The 17,393-nt window shown below is 56.6% G+C and carries 13 protein-coding genes and 1 pseudogene; 5 read left to right on the top strand and 9 right to left on the bottom strand.

The annotated features are described in order from the left end of the window. Nucleotides 1–145: 145 nt before the first annotated feature. The 4 genes from ACQZ6F_RS28800 to ACQZ6F_RS28815 form a co-directional block, all read right to left on the bottom strand. The gene (locus tag ACQZ6F_RS28800; RefSeq protein ID WP_449095611.1) at nt 146–1,084 is read right to left on the bottom strand and encodes a S1/P1 nuclease; all 939 of its coding nucleotides are present in this window, start codon (nt 1,082–1,084) and stop codon (nt 146–148) included. A gap of 426 nt (nt 1,085–1,510) precedes the next feature. Then, entirely contained in the window at nt 1,511–3,466 is a 1,956-nt protein-coding gene (locus tag ACQZ6F_RS28805; RefSeq protein WP_449095610.1) for a MacB family efflux pump subunit, read from the bottom strand. A gap of 3 nt (nt 3,467–3,469) precedes the next feature. Then, nucleotides 3,470–4,798, bottom strand: coding sequence for an efflux RND transporter periplasmic adaptor subunit (locus ACQZ6F_RS28810; RefSeq protein WP_449095609.1), 1,329 nt, complete (start codon nt 4,796–4,798; stop codon nt 3,470–3,472). Nucleotides 4,799–5,223: 425 nt separating this feature from the next. Next, on the bottom strand, nt 5,224–6,021 hold the full coding sequence (locus tag ACQZ6F_RS28815; protein ID WP_449095608.1) for an SDR family NAD(P)-dependent oxidoreductase: 798 nt from the start codon (nt 6,019–6,021) through the stop codon (nt 5,224–5,226). Nucleotides 6,022–6,134: 113 nt separating this feature from the next. On the opposite strand from ACQZ6F_RS28815, the gene ACQZ6F_RS28820 reads away from it, so the two are divergent. Then, the gene (locus ACQZ6F_RS28820) at nt 6,135–7,124 is read left to right on the top strand and encodes a GlxA family transcriptional regulator (protein ID WP_449095607.1); all 990 of its coding nucleotides are present in this window, start codon (nt 6,135–6,137) and stop codon (nt 7,122–7,124) included. A gap of 94 nt (nt 7,125–7,218) precedes the next feature. Here ACQZ6F_RS28820 and ACQZ6F_RS28825 read toward each other — a convergent pair whose 3' ends face one another. Next, the gene (locus ACQZ6F_RS28825; protein WP_449095606.1) at nt 7,219–7,515 is read right to left on the bottom strand and encodes a PRC-barrel domain containing protein; all 297 of its coding nucleotides are present in this window, start codon (nt 7,513–7,515) and stop codon (nt 7,219–7,221) included. Nucleotides 7,516–7,842: 327 nt separating this feature from the next. On the opposite strand from ACQZ6F_RS28825, the gene ACQZ6F_RS28830 reads away from it, so the two are divergent. Beyond that, on the top strand, nt 7,843–8,967 hold the full coding sequence (locus ACQZ6F_RS28830) for a response regulator (RefSeq protein ID WP_449095605.1): 1,125 nt from the start codon (nt 7,843–7,845) through the stop codon (nt 8,965–8,967). A 473-nt stretch (nt 8,968–9,440) separates the two neighbouring features. On the opposite strand, the gene ACQZ6F_RS28835 is transcribed toward ACQZ6F_RS28830, so the two are convergent. Continuing rightward, nucleotides 9,441–9,599, bottom strand: coding sequence for an iron chelate uptake ABC transporter family permease subunit (locus ACQZ6F_RS28835; RefSeq protein WP_449095604.1), 159 nt, complete (start codon nt 9,597–9,599; stop codon nt 9,441–9,443). Between the two features lie 237 nt (nt 9,600–9,836). On the opposite strand from ACQZ6F_RS28835, the gene ACQZ6F_RS28840 reads away from it, so the two are divergent. Next, on the top strand, nt 9,837–11,786 hold the full coding sequence (locus tag ACQZ6F_RS28840; RefSeq protein ID WP_449095603.1) for a putative bifunctional diguanylate cyclase/phosphodiesterase: 1,950 nt from the start codon (nt 9,837–9,839) through the stop codon (nt 11,784–11,786). 98 nt (nt 11,787–11,884) lie between these two features. Here ACQZ6F_RS28840 and ACQZ6F_RS28845 read toward each other — a convergent pair whose 3' ends face one another. The 3 genes from ACQZ6F_RS28845 to ACQZ6F_RS28855 form a co-directional block, all read right to left on the bottom strand. Then, entirely contained in the window at nt 11,885–12,175 is a 291-nt protein-coding gene (locus ACQZ6F_RS28845) for a type II toxin-antitoxin system RelE/ParE family toxin (RefSeq protein ID WP_449095602.1), read from the bottom strand. Continuing rightward, on the bottom strand, nt 12,172–12,363 hold the full coding sequence (locus ACQZ6F_RS28850) for a CopG family ribbon-helix-helix protein (protein WP_449095667.1): 192 nt from the start codon (nt 12,361–12,363) through the stop codon (nt 12,172–12,174). The genes ACQZ6F_RS28845 and ACQZ6F_RS28850 overlap by 4 nt, the downstream gene beginning before the upstream one ends. Nucleotides 12,364–12,631: 268 nt before the next feature. Continuing rightward, entirely contained in the window at nt 12,632–14,971 is a 2,340-nt protein-coding gene (locus ACQZ6F_RS28855) for a methyl-accepting chemotaxis protein (RefSeq protein WP_449095601.1), read from the bottom strand. Nucleotides 14,972–15,982: 1,011 nt separating this feature from the next. Here ACQZ6F_RS28855 and ACQZ6F_RS28860 point away from each other — a divergent pair. Both ACQZ6F_RS28860 and ACQZ6F_RS28865 read left to right on the top strand, forming a co-directional pair. After that, nucleotides 15,983–16,441: pseudogene (locus tag ACQZ6F_RS28860) on the top strand (cation diffusion facilitator family transporter); the annotation flags it as partial. A gap of 136 nt (nt 16,442–16,577) precedes the next feature. Continuing rightward, on the top strand, nt 16,578–17,393 hold the full coding sequence (locus ACQZ6F_RS28865; protein ID WP_449095600.1) for a chromate resistance protein ChrB domain-containing protein: 816 nt from the start codon (nt 16,578–16,580) through the stop codon (nt 17,391–17,393).

Below are 17,393 nucleotides of genomic sequence, written 5' to 3' on the forward strand. Positions count from 1 at the left end.
GCTACCATTAGATCGCAGAAAATCAAAGTATTACAAAAGATTAAGAGTTCCTATATGAGCCATCGCAAAGTGAGAAATTGAATCATTCTCTCGTGGAAATCAACACACTGTCTTTGGTAGTCCGTGCTCCAGCCTCTCCCGCAATCTATTGAAGGGTCGCGGTAATGAGGTTCGCCAGCCGGGCGGCGGCAAGTGCTGCCTGCTTGCGCGCTGCCGCCATCGCGTTCATTTCATAATTGCGATCGAGGATCACCGGCGAAGTCCCGGATTTCACCGGTTCGGCATAGGCGACATCAACTGCAAGCTTCTGGCTCTCTTCGAACCATTTCTGCGGATCGGCCTCGGCTGCAAGCACCGGATCGGGCTCGGGAAGCTTCGTGTCCGGGTTTGTCAATCCGTCAAAGATTGCGCCATAGGGCGTCGAATAGCCGCCGAACAACCCGTCCCAATAGGCGTGGAGCTTCATTTTCACACCCGTCGCGTTGACGACTTCCGACAGATTGCCGCCCTGGTCGCCATGTGGGTGATCGTGCGAAAAGCGCGCGGTGGCGTGCAGCGGCTGATGCGCGTCGCCGACCAGGTGAAGGAGCCAGACGAGATCGTAGGAACGAACGTCGTCCGGCAGGCCGGAGGACGCCGACAGCCCCTTGCGCAGGGTGAGGATCTGCGAGAGGGCATTGACAGGATCCGCGTCCTCAATCGACGTACCGTCGGTGGAAAAGCCGATATCCTTGAAGTGCCAATAGGCGTGCGAAAGATGATCATAGTAGCCGATGTTGCGGCCGGCATTCGCGTTCTTTGCACTATCGCCGGCGCTGGAATAGCCGATAATCTGGCCCTTGATGTCGTCCGCCCAGGTTGCTGCCTTGACGAAGGCATATTGTGCCTTGAGGCTATCGGGAACGCCTGCAACCCACCTGTCGTATTCCGGATTGAGCCTGATCAACGCATCGGCCTTTAGTCTGATCTCCGGGCTCAGGCGATCGTAGGCGACAGCAGCAATCTGCATATGGCCTTCGTCCCACCAGGCGCGGGCAGCGGTTGGAACGCTCAATAGCGCGCAGGTCACTATCAAACCAAGCATCGAGTTCGCAGCATGCCTCATGTGGATGAACCTCCGGGAGAATGGGCGATCATGTCAGAGCTTATGCGTCTTGTGTGTCGCTATTATTGATGCCGCGCAACCGCATTTCGGACCGCCGCCGGCCAATTGCGTGATGCCGCATGGCCGGCGGCGGTCCGGATGTAGACTTTCAGCATCGGCCGGCAATCGATTGTGTCCTTCAGATTCGCCTGTACGACATTCAACAGCTAAATGCCGCCTTGGACGGCGATTGCCGAACCGACATTTAGGTGTACCAATCTCACATAGTTGCCGCGCGCGTCGATCCATCTTTTCCAAGCGCATTCGGCCCAAATCCCGCTATGGGGTTGAGTTCGACCTTCTCGTCACCGCGATGCTTATGTCGCGACCACCCAAGCTTGAATGCAAATGGAACATGCGGGATGATCAGTCTCTTGAAAGTGCTGCGACTGGGTCCAGGAGCGAGGCGTTGCGCGCCGGCAGATAGCCGAAAGTCAGCCCTATGGCGCAGGAACAGGCAAACGCCAGGACAATCGAACCCATAGAATAGATCAGCTTGAAATCCGGCCCGAAATAATTGAAGGCGGCACCAAATCCGAGTGCTGTGGCAATGCCTAAAATCCCTCCGAGAAGGCAAACCAGCACCGCTTCGATGAGAAATTGCTGTAGGATGTCCTGTCGTCTTGCGCCAACCGCCATACGCACACCGATTTCAGCAATGCGCTCCGATACGGAAACCAGCATGATGTTCATGACGCCAATACCGCCGACCAGCAGCGAGATGACTGCAATGGACGAGACAAGCAGGGTCATCGTGCGAATGGTGCTGGTGATAGTTTGGCGAATATCGTCGGTATTGAGGATAAAGAAATCTTTGGCGCTGTGGCGGCGTTCTAGGAACTGCGTGACAGCCGCCTCGGCCGCAGAGTTCTCGGCATTGTCGGCGACACGTACCGTGATGCTGCGCAGCGACATGTCGCCTAGGAGACGGGCCTGGACTCCCGTGTAGGGAAGATAAACGGACAGATTGTCGCTTGCGCCGAAGCCGCCCTGTTGTGAGGAAATGACGCCGATCACTCGCACCGGAACCTTGCCGATCAGAATCGTCTGTCCTATCGGATCGAGACCCTTCTCATCGAACAATGTTGCCGCCGTATTTTGATCGATGACCGCATCCTGCGCCAGTCGCCGTACACTATCGGCGTCAAAAAGCCTGCCGGTGACAAGTTTTGATCCTTTCACCGAGAAATAGGCGTCCCCTACGCCATTGATGAGGGCATTTGCTTCTGTCGAGCCGAACCTTACTGTGCTGCTGGTCGAAACGGTCGGCGTAATCGCGGCGACATAGGTCAGTTTCGCCAAGGCTTCAGCGTCTGAGACGACCAGAGTCTTGATCCGACCCGAACGCGTATCGCCGAAGCTCTGGCCGGGAAAGATTTCGAGGGTGTTGGTGCCGAGACTGTTGATATTTTCAAGAACCTTGCGCTGCGATCCCTCGCCAAGCGCAATGACGCTGACGACGGAGGCTATGCCGATGATGATGCCGAGCATGGTCAGAAATGCACGCAGCCTGTGCGCATTGAGTGCAAGGATCGCCATCCGAAAGGCTTCCGTCAGTCGGCCGGTCATTTCCTGCCAGCCGGACTTTCCGAGGCGTGCCTCGCCGAGAGAGGCTTGCGAGTGGGGCCGTTCTCCAGCCATGCGCCGGTCGGCTACGATGCGCCCGTCGGAAATCTCAATGATGCGCTCGGCACGTGCTGCGACATTCATGTCGTGCGTGACGATGACGACAGTATGGCCTTCCGCATGCAGTTCGCCCAGGATACGCAGAACGTCCTCGCCGCTTTGTCGGTCGAGCGCCCCTGTCGGCTCGTCGGCGAGAATCACGTTGCCGTTGTTCATCAAGGCGCGAGCGATCGAAACACGCTGCTGTTGCCCGCCCGAAAGCTGACCTGGGCGATGGCTAGACCGCTCTTCCATGCCCAGTCGCTGAAGAAGCGAGGCAGCACGAGCGCGTCTTGCATCCGCTGGATGCCCGGCATAGATGGCCGGCACCTCGATATTGCCGATTGCTGTCAGCTCCGAAAGCAGATGGTAGCGTTGAAAGATAAAGCCGAAATGCTCTCGGCGTAGCCTGGACAAGGCGTCATTGTCCAACCGGTGTGTCGCCTCTCCGGCAATCGCATAGGTGCCGGCGGACGGGCGATCGAGCAAGCCAATCATGTTCATGAGCGTCGATTTGCCGGAGCCAGAGGGCCCGACAATTGCGACCATTTCGCCTTCCGCGATCGACAGATCGATATCCTGCAATACGGTGATGGTGCGGTCGGCGGACTGGTAGTGTCGGCAGACGCCCTTGAGGTCGATGATGTCAGACGGCACGACCTAGAACCCCATCGGCGGCGGACCGCCAGCGTTGCTCTTCGTCGTCGTCGCGCTCGCCTCACCGACGACGACGCTTTCGCCCTGCGAAAGTCCAGCCCGGATCTCGGCCAGGACGTTGTTGTTGAGACCAACTTCGACGTTGCGTCGACGTTTCTGGCCGTCTTTGTCAACAATCTGGACACTATAGAATCCACCGGCCGATTTCACGCTAAGCGCAGAAGAAGGAATAGTGAGCACATCCTTGGCCTGGCCAAGAACGATGTGAACCTCGGCCGACATATAGGTTCGGAAGTAATTGTCTGGATTCGGCACTGCAAACACGCCGTTGTAATAGATCGCCGAGGACGACGTCGTCGACGTTGTACTGCTGTTGGTGGATGTCGACGTCGACGTGACGTTGCTATCGCTCGTGATCGATTCCGGCGCAGGTTCGATTGACTGGAGGGTGGCGTTGTATCGCGTGCCAGCATCGCCAAGGATGGTGAAATAGACCGGCTGACCCGCCTTGACGTTAACGACATCGGCCTCCGAGATTTCAGTGCGAACGATCATGGTATCGAGTTGCCCAAGGATGACGATGGTCGGCGCCGATTGCGTTGCATTCACCGTCTGGCCTTGTTGATTGACGATGGCGAGCACCGCACCGTCTATCGGCGCGGTGATACGGGTATAGGACAGATTGGCGCGTGCGGTTTCGACCGCGATTTCGGCCGACCGGATCTGCGCATCAAGAGCGGCAATCTGGGCGGTAATCTTCTTGACGCTCGCTTCTGCCGTATCGAGGTCAGCCTTGGAGCCGGCCTGGTTGCGGAATACCATCTGCTGACGGATGAGTGTTGTTTGCGCATTTGCAAGGTCGGCCTCGCTTTCCTGGCGCTGTGCCTTGACGTTCTCCAGGGAGGCCTGCGCCGTTTTTAGATCGTTGCTCTGCGTCGTCGAGTCGATTTCGGCTACGAGCGAATCCTTCTTCACGGTATCGCCGAGCTTGACGTGAAGTGCTGTAATGCGCCCGGAGGCCTGTGCGCCCACCGCCACCAGTTTGATCGGCCTGAATGTGCCGGAGGCAAGGACTGCCTGTTCGACATCGCCGCGTGTCACGGGCGCGACGATGGTTGAGGTTGTCGTCTTCTGATCGAAATAGCCGTGTCGGAAGGCGATGATGCCGATGACGAGGACTCCAAGAAGAGCGCTCAACAGTAGATGCCGTGGTCTGATGCGTCGCTGTTGCGCAGACCGCACGGGAATGGATGACTTGTCCTTGGCGGATTTCTGACCGTCGGCCGCGGGTGGCTTACGTTCCAGAGTGTGCAGCATGCGTGATGTTGCCATGGTCACCGGCTGCCGGTATCCGCGTCGGGAAACACTGGCGTCGTGGTCGGCCAGGCCCTAGAAGCCGCATTCACACTGTCGCCGACGGACGGCATCCATAATGTTACGGCGGGATAATGTTGCCTCATGACCAGCACCTAGATTGCAATCAACAGGCGCCGAAACTACTGGGACCACATGTATGTATTACGTCCGAATATTTCTAAAGATGTCTAGTATAAGGAAATGTTGCGAACGACCTTTACCAAGGGCACTGCAATCCAGAAATTGCGGAGCACCCCTCAGCGCAAACCGACGGACCCACCCCTGCGATGCCATCGCGCGCCCGACATGACGACGAGGGTGCGAATAGAGATTTTCCTGGCTCCTTCTGACGGCGCCCACCGGTCGTTGCTTCATGGCATGTTTGTGAGATCTTGCAGATCTCAGGCCACGTGGTAGCGCGGGGCAGGCTTTGCGTTGCCGAAATTCGCCCCGAACGCGCGGCGGTCCGCCTCCCAACGGAGCCACTGATCCCCGTCGTGCAGCGGCGGGATCGTTACCAGTTCGCCCTGATCAAGACCGCTGAGCGCCGCATCGACGAGGTCTTCCACAGACATGGTGGTGGGTTTGGTCTTCTGAGGCGCATAGCCGGCAGCATCCCAGAAATCGGTTGCGGTCGCCGCCGGGAGAACGGTCTGTACCCGAACGCCCTTGTCGGCCAGATCGCGCTGCAGGACATGGCCAAAGCTCAGAACGTAGGACTTCGATGCGCTGTAGACGCCGTTCAGCGCTTCGACGGCGATGCCGACGGCGGAGCTGATGTTGATGATGGTACCGTTGCCGCGGGCCACGAAGACCGGAGCGGCCGCATAGGTGAGGCGCGTAAGAGCGGTAATGTTGAGGTTGATCATTGCCTCCATGGCGTCGACATCCGCCGAAAGGATCGACGCAACCGAGCCAACGCCGGCGTTGTTGACCAGCATGGTAATGTCCGGATCGTCGCGCAGCACCTTTTCGATCTTGGCGAGGTGAGCCTTGTCATTCAGATCGGCCGGAAGCACGGTGATACGGCGGCCAGTCTCACCGCGCACACGATCTGCGACGATTGTCAGCCGCTCCGCGTTGCGGGCCACCAGAATCAGGTCGTAACCACGCTTCGCCAGACGGTCGGCATAGACCGCACCGATGCCGGCAGATGCTCCGGTGATGAGGGCGACACCCTTTTGGGAAAAGTTGCTCATGAATGGTCTCCATCAGTTGCCGCTCGGAATTGAGCGATGTCGACAGAGATACAGTTGCGGATCGAAGTCTCAAATGTCATATACACGTAGATTTAGGACGCGGAGGTTGGCTTATGCGCGATATCGCTTTCGTCGTTTACCCCGGCTATTCCGTGATGGCGCTGGCTGTCGTCACCGCATTCGAGGTCGCCAATAGCCTGGTCGATGACCCGCCATACGAGCTGCATTTCGTGTCCGAAAAGGGCGGTCCGGTCAGAACCTCCGCCGGTATGACGCTCGACACCGAGAGGTTCACGGACATGCCATTCGACACCCTTGTCGTTGGCGGCGCCACCGTTCCCGAGCCGTCAACGCCCGGCATGATCACCTTCATACAAGATGCGCCGAAGCGACACCGCCGCATTGCCGCGGTCTGTACTGGCGCCTTCGTGTTGGCTGAAGCGGGCTTGCTCGATGGTCGCCGAGTTTCGACCCACTGGATGCATGCGCGCGATCTTCAGCGGCAGTTTCCGAAAGTGAAGATGGATGAAGACCGGATCTTCGTAAACGATGGCCCGATCTGGACCTCGGCAGGCATGACGGCCGGCATCGACCTTTGTCTCGCGCTGATCGAAAACGATCTCGGGCCTGAACTTGCAAAGTCTGTCGCGCGCAAGCTGGTCATCTATCATCGTCGCGGAGGTGGCCAGACACAGTTCTCCACACTCCTCGAACTGTCTCCGAAATCCGATCGCATCCAGGCGGCACTTACCTACGCGCGAGACAATCTGCACAAGCCCCTGAGCGTACCGGATCTCGCCGAGGCCGCGCATCTCAGTCCCCGGCAATTCAGCCGAGCATTTCATCAGGAGACGGGCCAATCACCGGCAAAGGCCATCGAAAATCTTCGGGTCGAGGCGGCCCGTAGCCTCATGGAGCAAAGCCGCCACCCCATCGACCTTGTGGCACGACAAACCGGTTTCAGCGATCGCGATCAGATGCGCCGCGCCTTTTTGCGCGCCTTTGGACAGCCGCCGCAAGTGCTGCGGAGCAATGCCCGCCTGGCGTCAGCCGACTTTCAAGGCTCATCCGAAAGCCAGGATGATATGATAGAAGCGCTGTGATCCAAATTTACCGGGCGTGGAGTTTTCCTCACAGGCTTGATGACGGAAAAGCCCGACGCGATGGCCGGGCTTCGTATTCCTGGATTTGCCGCAACTAGTCTTTGTGCTCTGGCATGTCTTTGAGCTGGTCCTTCGTCCAGCTTGTGACCGCATGGACGTCACCATCCTTGTCGCGCATAAACACCAGGTCGGAGAGCGCGACACCTACAGGCTTTGCTCCGATACCAAGGAAGCCCCCGACATCGATAACGGCGGTGTCGCCCGCGCCGGTGCCATGGACGTGATCCAACGTGCCGAGCTTGTGGTCGTCCGCGCCATAAATGGTCGCACCTTCAAGTATGGAAGGCGTCAGTTCTGTTGAAGCGAGACGAACATGATTTGCATGATCCATTGGTAAATCCTCCTTGTTTCCTATTAAGAGGCAACTGAAGCGAACCAAGTTTGTTCCGTCCGCGTGGCCGACAAGCGACGTCACATTCCCCAAATGTGATCCAAAGGCGGCCGGGATTTGGTCCCGATCGTCCCGGCACGGTCCTCGGACCATCAATCCCAACAACGTTGCTCGCGGCATTGAGGCTGTCCAGGCCAAGCCGCCACGATTTCAAGGCTAATCGCGTAACGCCAGCGCCGCGCCCGAGCCTTTCATGAAATCCACTAGGTGCTCGTACTGCCTGTTAAAGTAGGAATTTACTTACTTTAGCGATGCATAATTTGAGATGTGTCAGCAAGTCACGGCACGCTTTGTTTGGATCCGACGCCGGGGGCAAGCTTGCGAATATTGTTGGTTGAAGACGATCGGATTTTGGGAGGTGCCTTGCGCGACCATGTCACCGCTGAAGGCTGGGATGTCGACTGGGCAGTCGACCTGAAAACGGCAATACAGGCGATCGAGGAGAGATCTTATTCTCTTGCGCTTCTCAATCTCTCTCTGCCGGACGGATGCGGGCTCAAATTGCTGGATATTTTCAACGCCAGGTCCTTGGCTACACTTTCCATCGTCATATCTGCTAGCGACCATATCGCAAACAGGCAGAGGAGCCATGAACTGGGCGCGGTCAGTTACCTGGTCAAGCCACTCAGCGTCGTCGAACTCACCCTACGGATCAAAGCCGCACTTGGCGTCGCCTGTCCCAGATCTGCGACCAGTGTTCCGTCTGATCGGTCAGTATATCGGAATGTTGATCGGTTGCCGCTACTACGTCCGGCCATGATCGCTTCGGTGCCGAAGAGATCCCTGGCTACCGGATGGCAATGGATACGATCACGCACGGCAAAGCTGATCGGCGTCTTCGCCGCGATGTTGGCCCTTCCGGCGGCAATCTTCGGCATTTACGTCGCCGTGCTGCATTGGGACGGCAATTTTCATCCAGTGATTCCGGGTGAGCTCTATCGCTCCGCTCAGCTTTCACCACAGCAACTGGAAACCTACGTGCGGGATAATGGAATCCGAACAATCGTCAACCTGCGCGGCGAGAACAGAAAATCGAGCTGGTACAATGAGGAAGTCCATACGGCGCAACGGCTGGGTATCGAACATATCGACTTCAAAATGTCAGCCCGCAAGATATTGACACCCCAGAGGGCTGATCAACTGGTCGATATCCTTCGCTCAGCGACAAAACCTATCCTCATCCATTGCCAAGCAGGCGCGGACAGAAGCGGGCTTGTTGCGGTGATTTACAGTCAGGAACTCGCCGGCATCGATGCAAGGCAGGCTGCGCGGCAACTTTCCATTACCTATGGCCATATCGGTATTCCCTATCTCTCCAAAACCTACGCAATGGACCAGAGCCTGAAAAATTTGCAGTCATATTTCAGCCGAAAGGGCCAAAGAGATTTGTAGAGACCGGGCTTAGTTTTCCCGGGCAGTTCCCGGCATTTCGCTACGTGGACTTCTGCCTCCATTCGAGAAACTTATCTCCATCATGATTGCGGACCACGATAAAAAGCGGAAACTGAACCAGTCGACGATCGCGATCAATTGCCCGGCTTTGTAGGATTCAACGTTTCGCCCGTGACATTCACCTGAACTGGTGAGCTTTCCGACGAAAGCTGCGAATGATGCTCTTGGTGAGAATCGAACCGTGCGCTTCCCTATTTCTCTGGATCGCAAGTGATGTTGCGGGACGCGAAAAACAGCCCCAGGCTTTGTTGCGGAAGGGTGCCGTCTTTACTCCCTTCAGGAAGGGAGCCTGACGAGACGATCGAGTATGATGACGAATAGACCCACATTTGGTCGACGCTCGGTCAGCAGTACCATGCCCTTCCCTGGGTCTCGTTCAAATCAGACCGTAAGAAACGCGCAACTTTCATAAATTATCGGCGTCTCGCCATTAGCGGGAAAAGATAGGGTGCCGCGATCAGCGTTGCGATCAATCCGGCTCGTACCTGATTGGGAAACAAGAGAATGCCGCCCAGCCAGTCGACAAGAATCATCAGCGTCGCGCCGATAGAGGTTGCCGCCAACATCTCCATCAAAGGACGCTGGAGGCGCGCCAAACCCGGCACGGTTCTGCGTTGCGCGAACCTTCTTCATTGAATCGATTACATTATGTCGCTTGCTATAATCGCACGCCTGCTCTTCTTCCGGCTCAGAATAACAAGGCATGCACTTGATGGTTGAAGCCATTTTTTATTAGTTAACCGTGTGTATTTCAAATAGTGTAATGACATCGATGCTATGAGTTGCGCCATTACTCTGCGAGTCGAGCAATGGAAATACTAAAAGCTAAACAAAGATTGCTGCATTTCATGTCCATTCGGTCCGATAATCCGGACCTGCTGAAAGCTCAGTACCGCGCTTTCACGCGTCAGATGCCGATGATGTATTTGATCCTGATTTCGAGCACATGGGCACTTTCTATCACTCATATGCAATCAGCACCGATTTGGCTCACCGTTGGCATTCCCGCTCTTTTTACGCTCGGCTGCATGCTTAGGATCACATTCTGGTGGAGAACGCGCAATATCGATCCCATGCCAGACGTGGCTCACGCTGCACTCGTCCGCACCAATCGTCTGGCTGTCGGCCTTCCCATTGCATTCACTGTCTGGTCATTTTTGCTGGTGCCTTATGGCGATGCATATGCTCAATCTCACGTTGCCTTTTATATGGCGATCACAGTCATATCCTGCATCTTCTGTCTAATGTATGTTCGCTCGGCGGCATTCATAGTCACTGTGATCGTCAATGGAGCATTCGTTCTATTCTTCATTGCCTCGAGGCAACCGACTTTCATTGCTATAGCAATCAATGTGGCACTGGTCTGCGCGGGCATGATGTCAATTCTCCTGACAAACTATCGCAATTTCGAGCGCATGATTATTTCACAGCAGCGCACAGAAGCATTAGGCAATGAGAATCTATTGCTCGCAAATATCGACAGCCTGACGGAGTTGCCCAACCGTCGAGCGTTCTTTACACATCTGGAAGTCGAATTTGAAAAGGCCAAGGCAGACAACACGCGACTGGCCTTAGGCGTTATTGATCTCGACGGCTTTAAGCCAGTCAATGACCTTTACGGACATTCAGTGGGAGATAGGCTCCTTATCGACGTCAGTAGGCGCCTCACGACCACTTTGAAAGCCAGTCGGGCGTTTCGATTGGGTGGTGACGAGTTTGCAATTGTCGCTCCGCTCGCGCCGGAAGATGCTCCGCTTGTCGCAAATGCGAACGCAATTTCCGAACGGTTGGCGGAGCCCTATCATTTGCCAGAAGGAACGGTGCACATATCCGCATCGATGGGAATAGCGGTCTTTCCAGACCTCGCCTCTACTCTGGAGCAGCTTTTCGACAGGGCGGATTATGCCCTTTACCATGCCAAAAAGACACGCCGTGGGGGCGCGGTTCTATTTGACGCTGAACACGAAAGGCAGATCAACATCGAAGCGCGCGTCGAGCATCTGCTCAAGCAAGCCAATTTGGAAGATGAACTTTCGGTCATGTTTCAGCCGATCGTGAACATAGACGATGATCGAACGGTTGGCTTCGAGGCCCTTGCCCGCTGGTGCAGCCCGGTTCTTGGACATGTCTCGCCAGGGCAATTCTTCCCAATTGCTGAACGAGCCGGCATCGTCAGTTCGCTGACGCAGCCTCTGCTTAAAAAGGCACTTGCCTTCGCATCGCAGTGGGAGGAGCCTTTGCGCCTGTCCTTCAACCTGTCAGCCCATGATCTCAACTCCTGTGAAGGGGTGCTGTCATTAGTCGGGATCATCGAACGCAGCCGCTTTGACGCGGCGCGCCTTGATCTTGAAATTACCGAAACGGCCCTTGCGCTCGATTTCGAGCAAATCAAATCGTCGGTCGAAATGCTACGGCGCGTCGGTTGTGGCATTTCACTCGACGACTTTGGAACCGGTTATTCCAGCCTGACCCGGCTGCATGCGCTTCCTCTGACCAAGATCAAGATCGACCGCAGCTTCGTCACCGATTTGCACAAGAGACCTGCCAGCTACAAAATAGTGAAATCTCTTCTCACTCTCAGCCGGGACATGGGGCTGGAATGCGTGGTTGAAGGAGTTGAAACACCAGACGAGCTTGCGGCCCTTAGGGGGCTGGGAGCTACGCTGGTGCAAGGCTATCTCTATTCCCAGCCGCTGAGCGAAAAAGATGCTGCCGAATGGTGTTTCGCCGCCGCGCCGGCAGGCAGGCTCGTCAGCTAGCTGAACTGACAAGCATTCCCGACAAATACCACAAATGATGACCTGGATGGGATCCGAACCGTCGTTGCCTGCGTTAACTTGGAGCTTAAGGTAGAAACTTAAAGCGCCGAACGCCATCGCTGATGAGCATGCATGATGGTGAGGATCTCCACCTCATGCTCGACGCGGTAGGCAATAATATAAGCGATATCCGCCAGCACCAATTCGCGCGTTCCCTTTAAGCGACCAGCGCGACCCGTTGCAGGAAAGTCGGCAAGAATGTCGACAACCGACACGATTCGCGCGACCACTCGCGCGGCGGCGTCCGGACTATCCTTCTGGATATGTGCACCGATTTCATCAAGCCGTCGCACCGCTCTCTTCGTCCAGCGGATATGCTTTTCGCTCATGATTGACGAACAGACTTGATGTATTTTCCAATAACGTTCGCGATCTCTCCATCGCTCGCGAATTCGCCCCGGTTGGCCTCAGCCAATCCGGCCTCGATTTCAGCGATTTGCCACTCTTCGCGAGCTACGTAATCTTCAATCGCCTGAGCGGCCATATAAGAGCGGGACCGATCAAGCTTTTCCGCAATCTGGTACGCTTACAGCTCGGATCAAACCTTGCGGGGAGATAGATGACATGACCCACACGAAAAAGCCGCGGACACCTTGTCCGAAACTTACGCTGCGCTAGTACCGCGTTTCCGACTGGATAAAGACGAAACTGTCTGGGGCTCCCCTGCCGCCAGATGCCTAGAGCGGCTGAGCTTTTCGAAGAATCACTGAGCCGCTCTGTGTCTTGCTCTTACGCAATTCCGAACAAAAGATTGCTCCGCATTTTTCCCGGACTCTCTCCAAACGTCAAAACTCCGACCATTCCTGTTGTAGATGTTTAAGCGCGGCATTGCCCTGTGTGGCCGGAACAGCGCGTGCGGCGGGCCGACCGGTTGCCGGAGGCGAGGCAGGCCGGGGTGCAAGCCGCCCCTGCGATGCTGTGCGCTCCGCTTCAACCGTCCGAAATCCGCTCAGGAGTTCGCCGAGACGGTTGCTCTCCTCGGCCAGACCTGCGCCAGCCGCATTCATCTCTTCGACCATGGCAGCATTCTGCTGTGTCGCCTGGTCCATGTGATTGACAGCGCTGTTTATTTCCGACAGGCCCATGGACTGCTCCTGGGCGGCAGTGGCGATCGCATCCATATGTTGATTGATCTGTAAGACGAGGTCGGCGATGGCAGCAAGGCCCTCGCCGGTGTCACTGACCAATTTCACTCCCTCGCTAACGGCAACCTCAGAATTACCGATCAGAGTTTTGATTTCTTTGGCGGCCTTCGCCGAACGCTGAGCAAGTTCGCGCACTTCCTGCGCAACGACGGCGAAGCCTTTGCCGGCGTCGCCCGCGCGTGCCGCCTCGACGCCCGCGTTAAGCGCAAGCAAATTGGTCTGGAAGGCGATCTCGTCGATCACGCTGATGATCTGGCTGATCTGTTTGGACGAATGTTCGATCCTGCCCATGGCGCTGACGGCATTGCTGACCACCTGGCTGGAGTTTTCTGCCCGCGATCTGGCACCACGCACCAAGTCACGTGCATCACCAGCCCGCTTGGAAGTCGATTGAACGTTGGCAGTTACCTCTTCGAGCGCGGCTGCCGTCTCTTCCAGCGAAGCGGCCTGCTGTTCAGTGCGCTTGGAGAGGTTATCGGACGCCTGTGAGATCTCGTAGCTGCCACTGTTAACAAGCGACGCGGCCTTGCCGACGCTGGACATGGCGGCGCGAAGCTGGCTGACCGACGAATTGAAGTCGTGGCGCAGGGCCTCGAACTGCTCGGCGAGCGGCGTTTCGATCTCGCAGAGCAGGTTGCCTGAAGCCAAATGACGCAGACCCGTCGCAAGCGAGCCCGTTGCTCGCAGCAGCTTCTGCTCGGCTTCGGCTTCGGCACGACGCTGGACTTCGACGCGCTCGCGCTCGGATGTCACCTGTGCCTCGGCAGCCTCGGCTTCGAGCGCCTTGTTGCGGCGGGCTGCCTGCTGGAACACCTCTACGGAACGCGCCATGGCACCCACTTCGTCGCGACGCTCGACACCACCGATAGAGACTGAGAGGTCGCCTTGCGCGAGCGCGGTCATGGAATGGGTTAGTGCGCCGACGGGCCTGGTGACGCGGAAGATGATGACACAGATGCCGGTGACACTCAGAACCCCGGCGACAAGGAAGGTGAACCCATAGGCGATCATGCTTATGAATGCGTTATTCTGGCTGGCGGCGGCCGTAGCCACCATGCCATCTGCGGCGGCAGCCGCGGTGTTTGTGATGGTCAGAAGGGCGGCGTTGCCGAGCGGGCGCCAGTCGTCGAGAGGCATAGCCTTCTTCTCGCCGGCTGCGAACTTCGAAAGCAATACACTGTGTTTTGCCGCAAAGTCGCCGCCGAAATAAGTCGCATCACTGACCTTATAGGCATCCTTGACGACCTGTGGCGTCGAAGGATGGTTCACTAGGACACCGATCTGTGCCCACATGAGTTTCGCGGCGTAATCGAACTGTTGGATCTTGCTGACGTCCTCAGGCTTCATCGCCTCACCGGAGGCAAGTGTATTGACGAACAGGAGGTTTGCAGCGCCGGCTGTCGCGCGAGTGTACCAAGTCAATGCGCGGATCTGGATCATTGCCGCCATCGAAGGATCGCTTGCCCGGATCTGGCTCTCGATGGCAGTCGAACCTTTTTCCAGCGCGTTCAGCAGCTGCTGGCCGATGTCAAGCGTCGTCGCCTGCAGCGCCGGATCGCGGTCGGCGAGCTTCTTGGCGACTTCGCTATCGAGCTTAGCGCGGAATGCAACGACCCGATCATACGCGCTCATGATGTCGGCAATCGGCGCCTTCAGCGTCTTGTCGTCAATGTCTGCAGAGACCGACTTTGCCTCGGCCATATATTTGTCAACGATGGCTCGATCCGCGTTCAACAAGGCAAGCGTTGCGTCTTGCGCGCCAAGCTCGACCTTCGCCAGCGACGAGCCGTCACCTCGCTCATTGCGGAAGTTGGCGAGCACCTGAAAGAACGCGCGGTCGAGTATGGTGAATTTCGAGACTTCGGCATAGGTGCTCTCACCGCGATAGGCGTTGAGCATGGAGGATCCTGTTAGCACGCACAGAGCGATGCTCAGAAAAAGGAAAATTCCAACAAGTATATTGCGAAGAGAAAAAACCATCGTTGCCAACCTACGCTCGGGGGTCTGGGGTGCTAGCACGCTTCACCGAAAGCCAAATGTTCGGAGCGCTTGCGGTATGTTTCCTTAAAAACAGTCCGCGAGCCGGTGAAAGAATGCTCAAGCACAGGCGCTTCATGGCCTGTCCAATCAGAGACAGGGATAGTCGATCTTCATTGAAACAGAATTAATAGGCCCTACCGGAAATACATAAAAACGATTATTTCCCGATAATTCTCGCGTTGATTACGAGCAATATCACTATTCTACCGTGGATACTTAATTTATATCAACAATTACTAAAAATAAATACATTGCAATATTAAGTTGACGAAGATTAAGCTACTATTTTATGGCGAGCATTATTGCTCAAATTTGGCTTAAGCGACACGCATTCCAGTTTTCGCCCGGCGATCGAATCTGAACGGGACATCATCTTTCAGCATTCCGGTCTGTTCATCGGCATCCAATTTTGGGTCAGAGGCAGTTGCGATAACGTTTGATCATGATGGCCCGACAAAGCGGGCTTGAAGAAGATCGATTTTCGCCCGGCCGTACATTGGTCGCTGCACCATTTTCAGTTTGCTTATTTGAAGAGATCTGTAATCCGGATCGTAACGTCCTGGGCGACCTCGGAGATGCAGGTCGACGCCTTCGCCGCCAAGATTGAGAGTTTCAGGGCCTGAAGCCGTGCGCCAATGATCTAGAATGCGCAAATTTTGCTCAAGAATGTCTTGCCTAGGCGCCGCATTGGACGAACTCAGTGAAAATTCCGGCTCTTCACCTCAGCCCATCGATACGCAGGTCGGGAACCCTCCCGGGCCGGAGATTATGCCGAGCGCGTTTCCTAAAGCACGGAATTTTCGGTAAAGCCCAGACGATAAGCTCGGCATATTTCGCCGTACTCGCCGCCTTCACACCAGAGCCATGGTCCACACTCGCGTGAAATTTCGCCTTTCCCTATCCTATCCAGGGGAATGGGACGTCAGCGCATTTGCATCTTGGATCGGAACAATATTTGTGAGCATCAGGGAATGGTTCGGCTTTGGCGAGACCGGCCACGGTCACTCACACAATGATGGGCAAGGGTCGCATTCGCACGGAGAAGGCGGTCACGGTCATACGCATGGGGTCATCGATCCCAACATCGCGTCGTCGGAGCGCGGTATCTGGGCAATCAAGTGGTCTTTTTTAATCCTGGCAATCACCGCAACGCTGCAGCTCGCGGTCGTCTTCTATTCAGGTAGTGTGGCCCTTCTGGCCGACACGATCCACAATGTCGGTGACGCTGCGCCCGCGGTCTTTTTGCGGGTCGCCTTCTCTCTGGCTCGCCGCGCAGCCACGAAGACCTTCAATTATGGGCTAGGCCGAGTCGAGGACTATGCAGGGCTGATCATCGTTTTCATAATTTTGTTCGGCGCTCTCGTAGCAGCCTATGAGGCGATCGACCGCCTCATCCATCCGCGGCCAATCAGAACGGAGCCGATCCCCCCCGCGCTTGACAGGAAAACTGCTCGCGCGCATATAGACGTTATGGGGTAGCGATCGCCCCACGAGGCCCCGGCCGAAGTATCGCGTCCATCGAACCGAAGCAACGGAGGGACGCGTTATGCCGTCATATCTTGAAATCACTCCCGACAAGCTAAGCCGTATCATCGGCACACCGAACGCGCCCGTCATGATCGACGTGCGCACCAATGACGACTTCGAAAGAGACCCGAGAGTCGTCCCGGGCTCCATCCGTCGAAGCCATGCCGAGGTTGCAGCATGGGCGGACGAGATCCCGAGCGCAGCCATTATCGTGTGTCAGTCGGGCAAGAAACTCAGCCACGGCGTCGCAGCCTCTCTCCGTCACGAAGGCACGCCGGCCGAAGTCCTCGAAGGCGGCTTCGAAGCTTGGATCCGCGCAGGCGGAGCTGCGGTGCCGACCAACAAGGTGCCGCAACGCGATCCGCAGGGCCGCACACTCTGGGTGACCCGGTCGCGGCCGAAGATCGACCGCATTGCTTGTCCATGGCTGATCCGCCGCTTCGTCGATCCCTCGGCGATCTTCCTGTTCGTGCCGGCAACCGAGGTCTTGCTGGTCGGCGACCGCTTCGGCGCGACGCCGTTCGACATCGAGGACGTCTTCTGGAGCCATCGAGGCGAGTTTTGCACGTTCGATGTCATGATCGAGGAATTCGGACTTGCGTCCGAGCCATTGTTGAGGCTAGCGACGATCGTACGTGGTGCTGATACAGACCGGCCGAAACTTGCTCCGGAAGTGGCGGGCCTGCTCGCCGCTTCTCTGGGCCTGTCGCGAATGTTCAATGACGATCTTGAGCAGCTCGATGCAGGCATGCTGCTCTACGATGCCTTCTATCGCTGGTGCCGCGATGCGACCGAGGAGACCCACAACTGGCCAAATCCGAAGCGGGGACAGTGA

This window comes from Rhizobium sp. A22-96, from assembly GCF_053521805.1.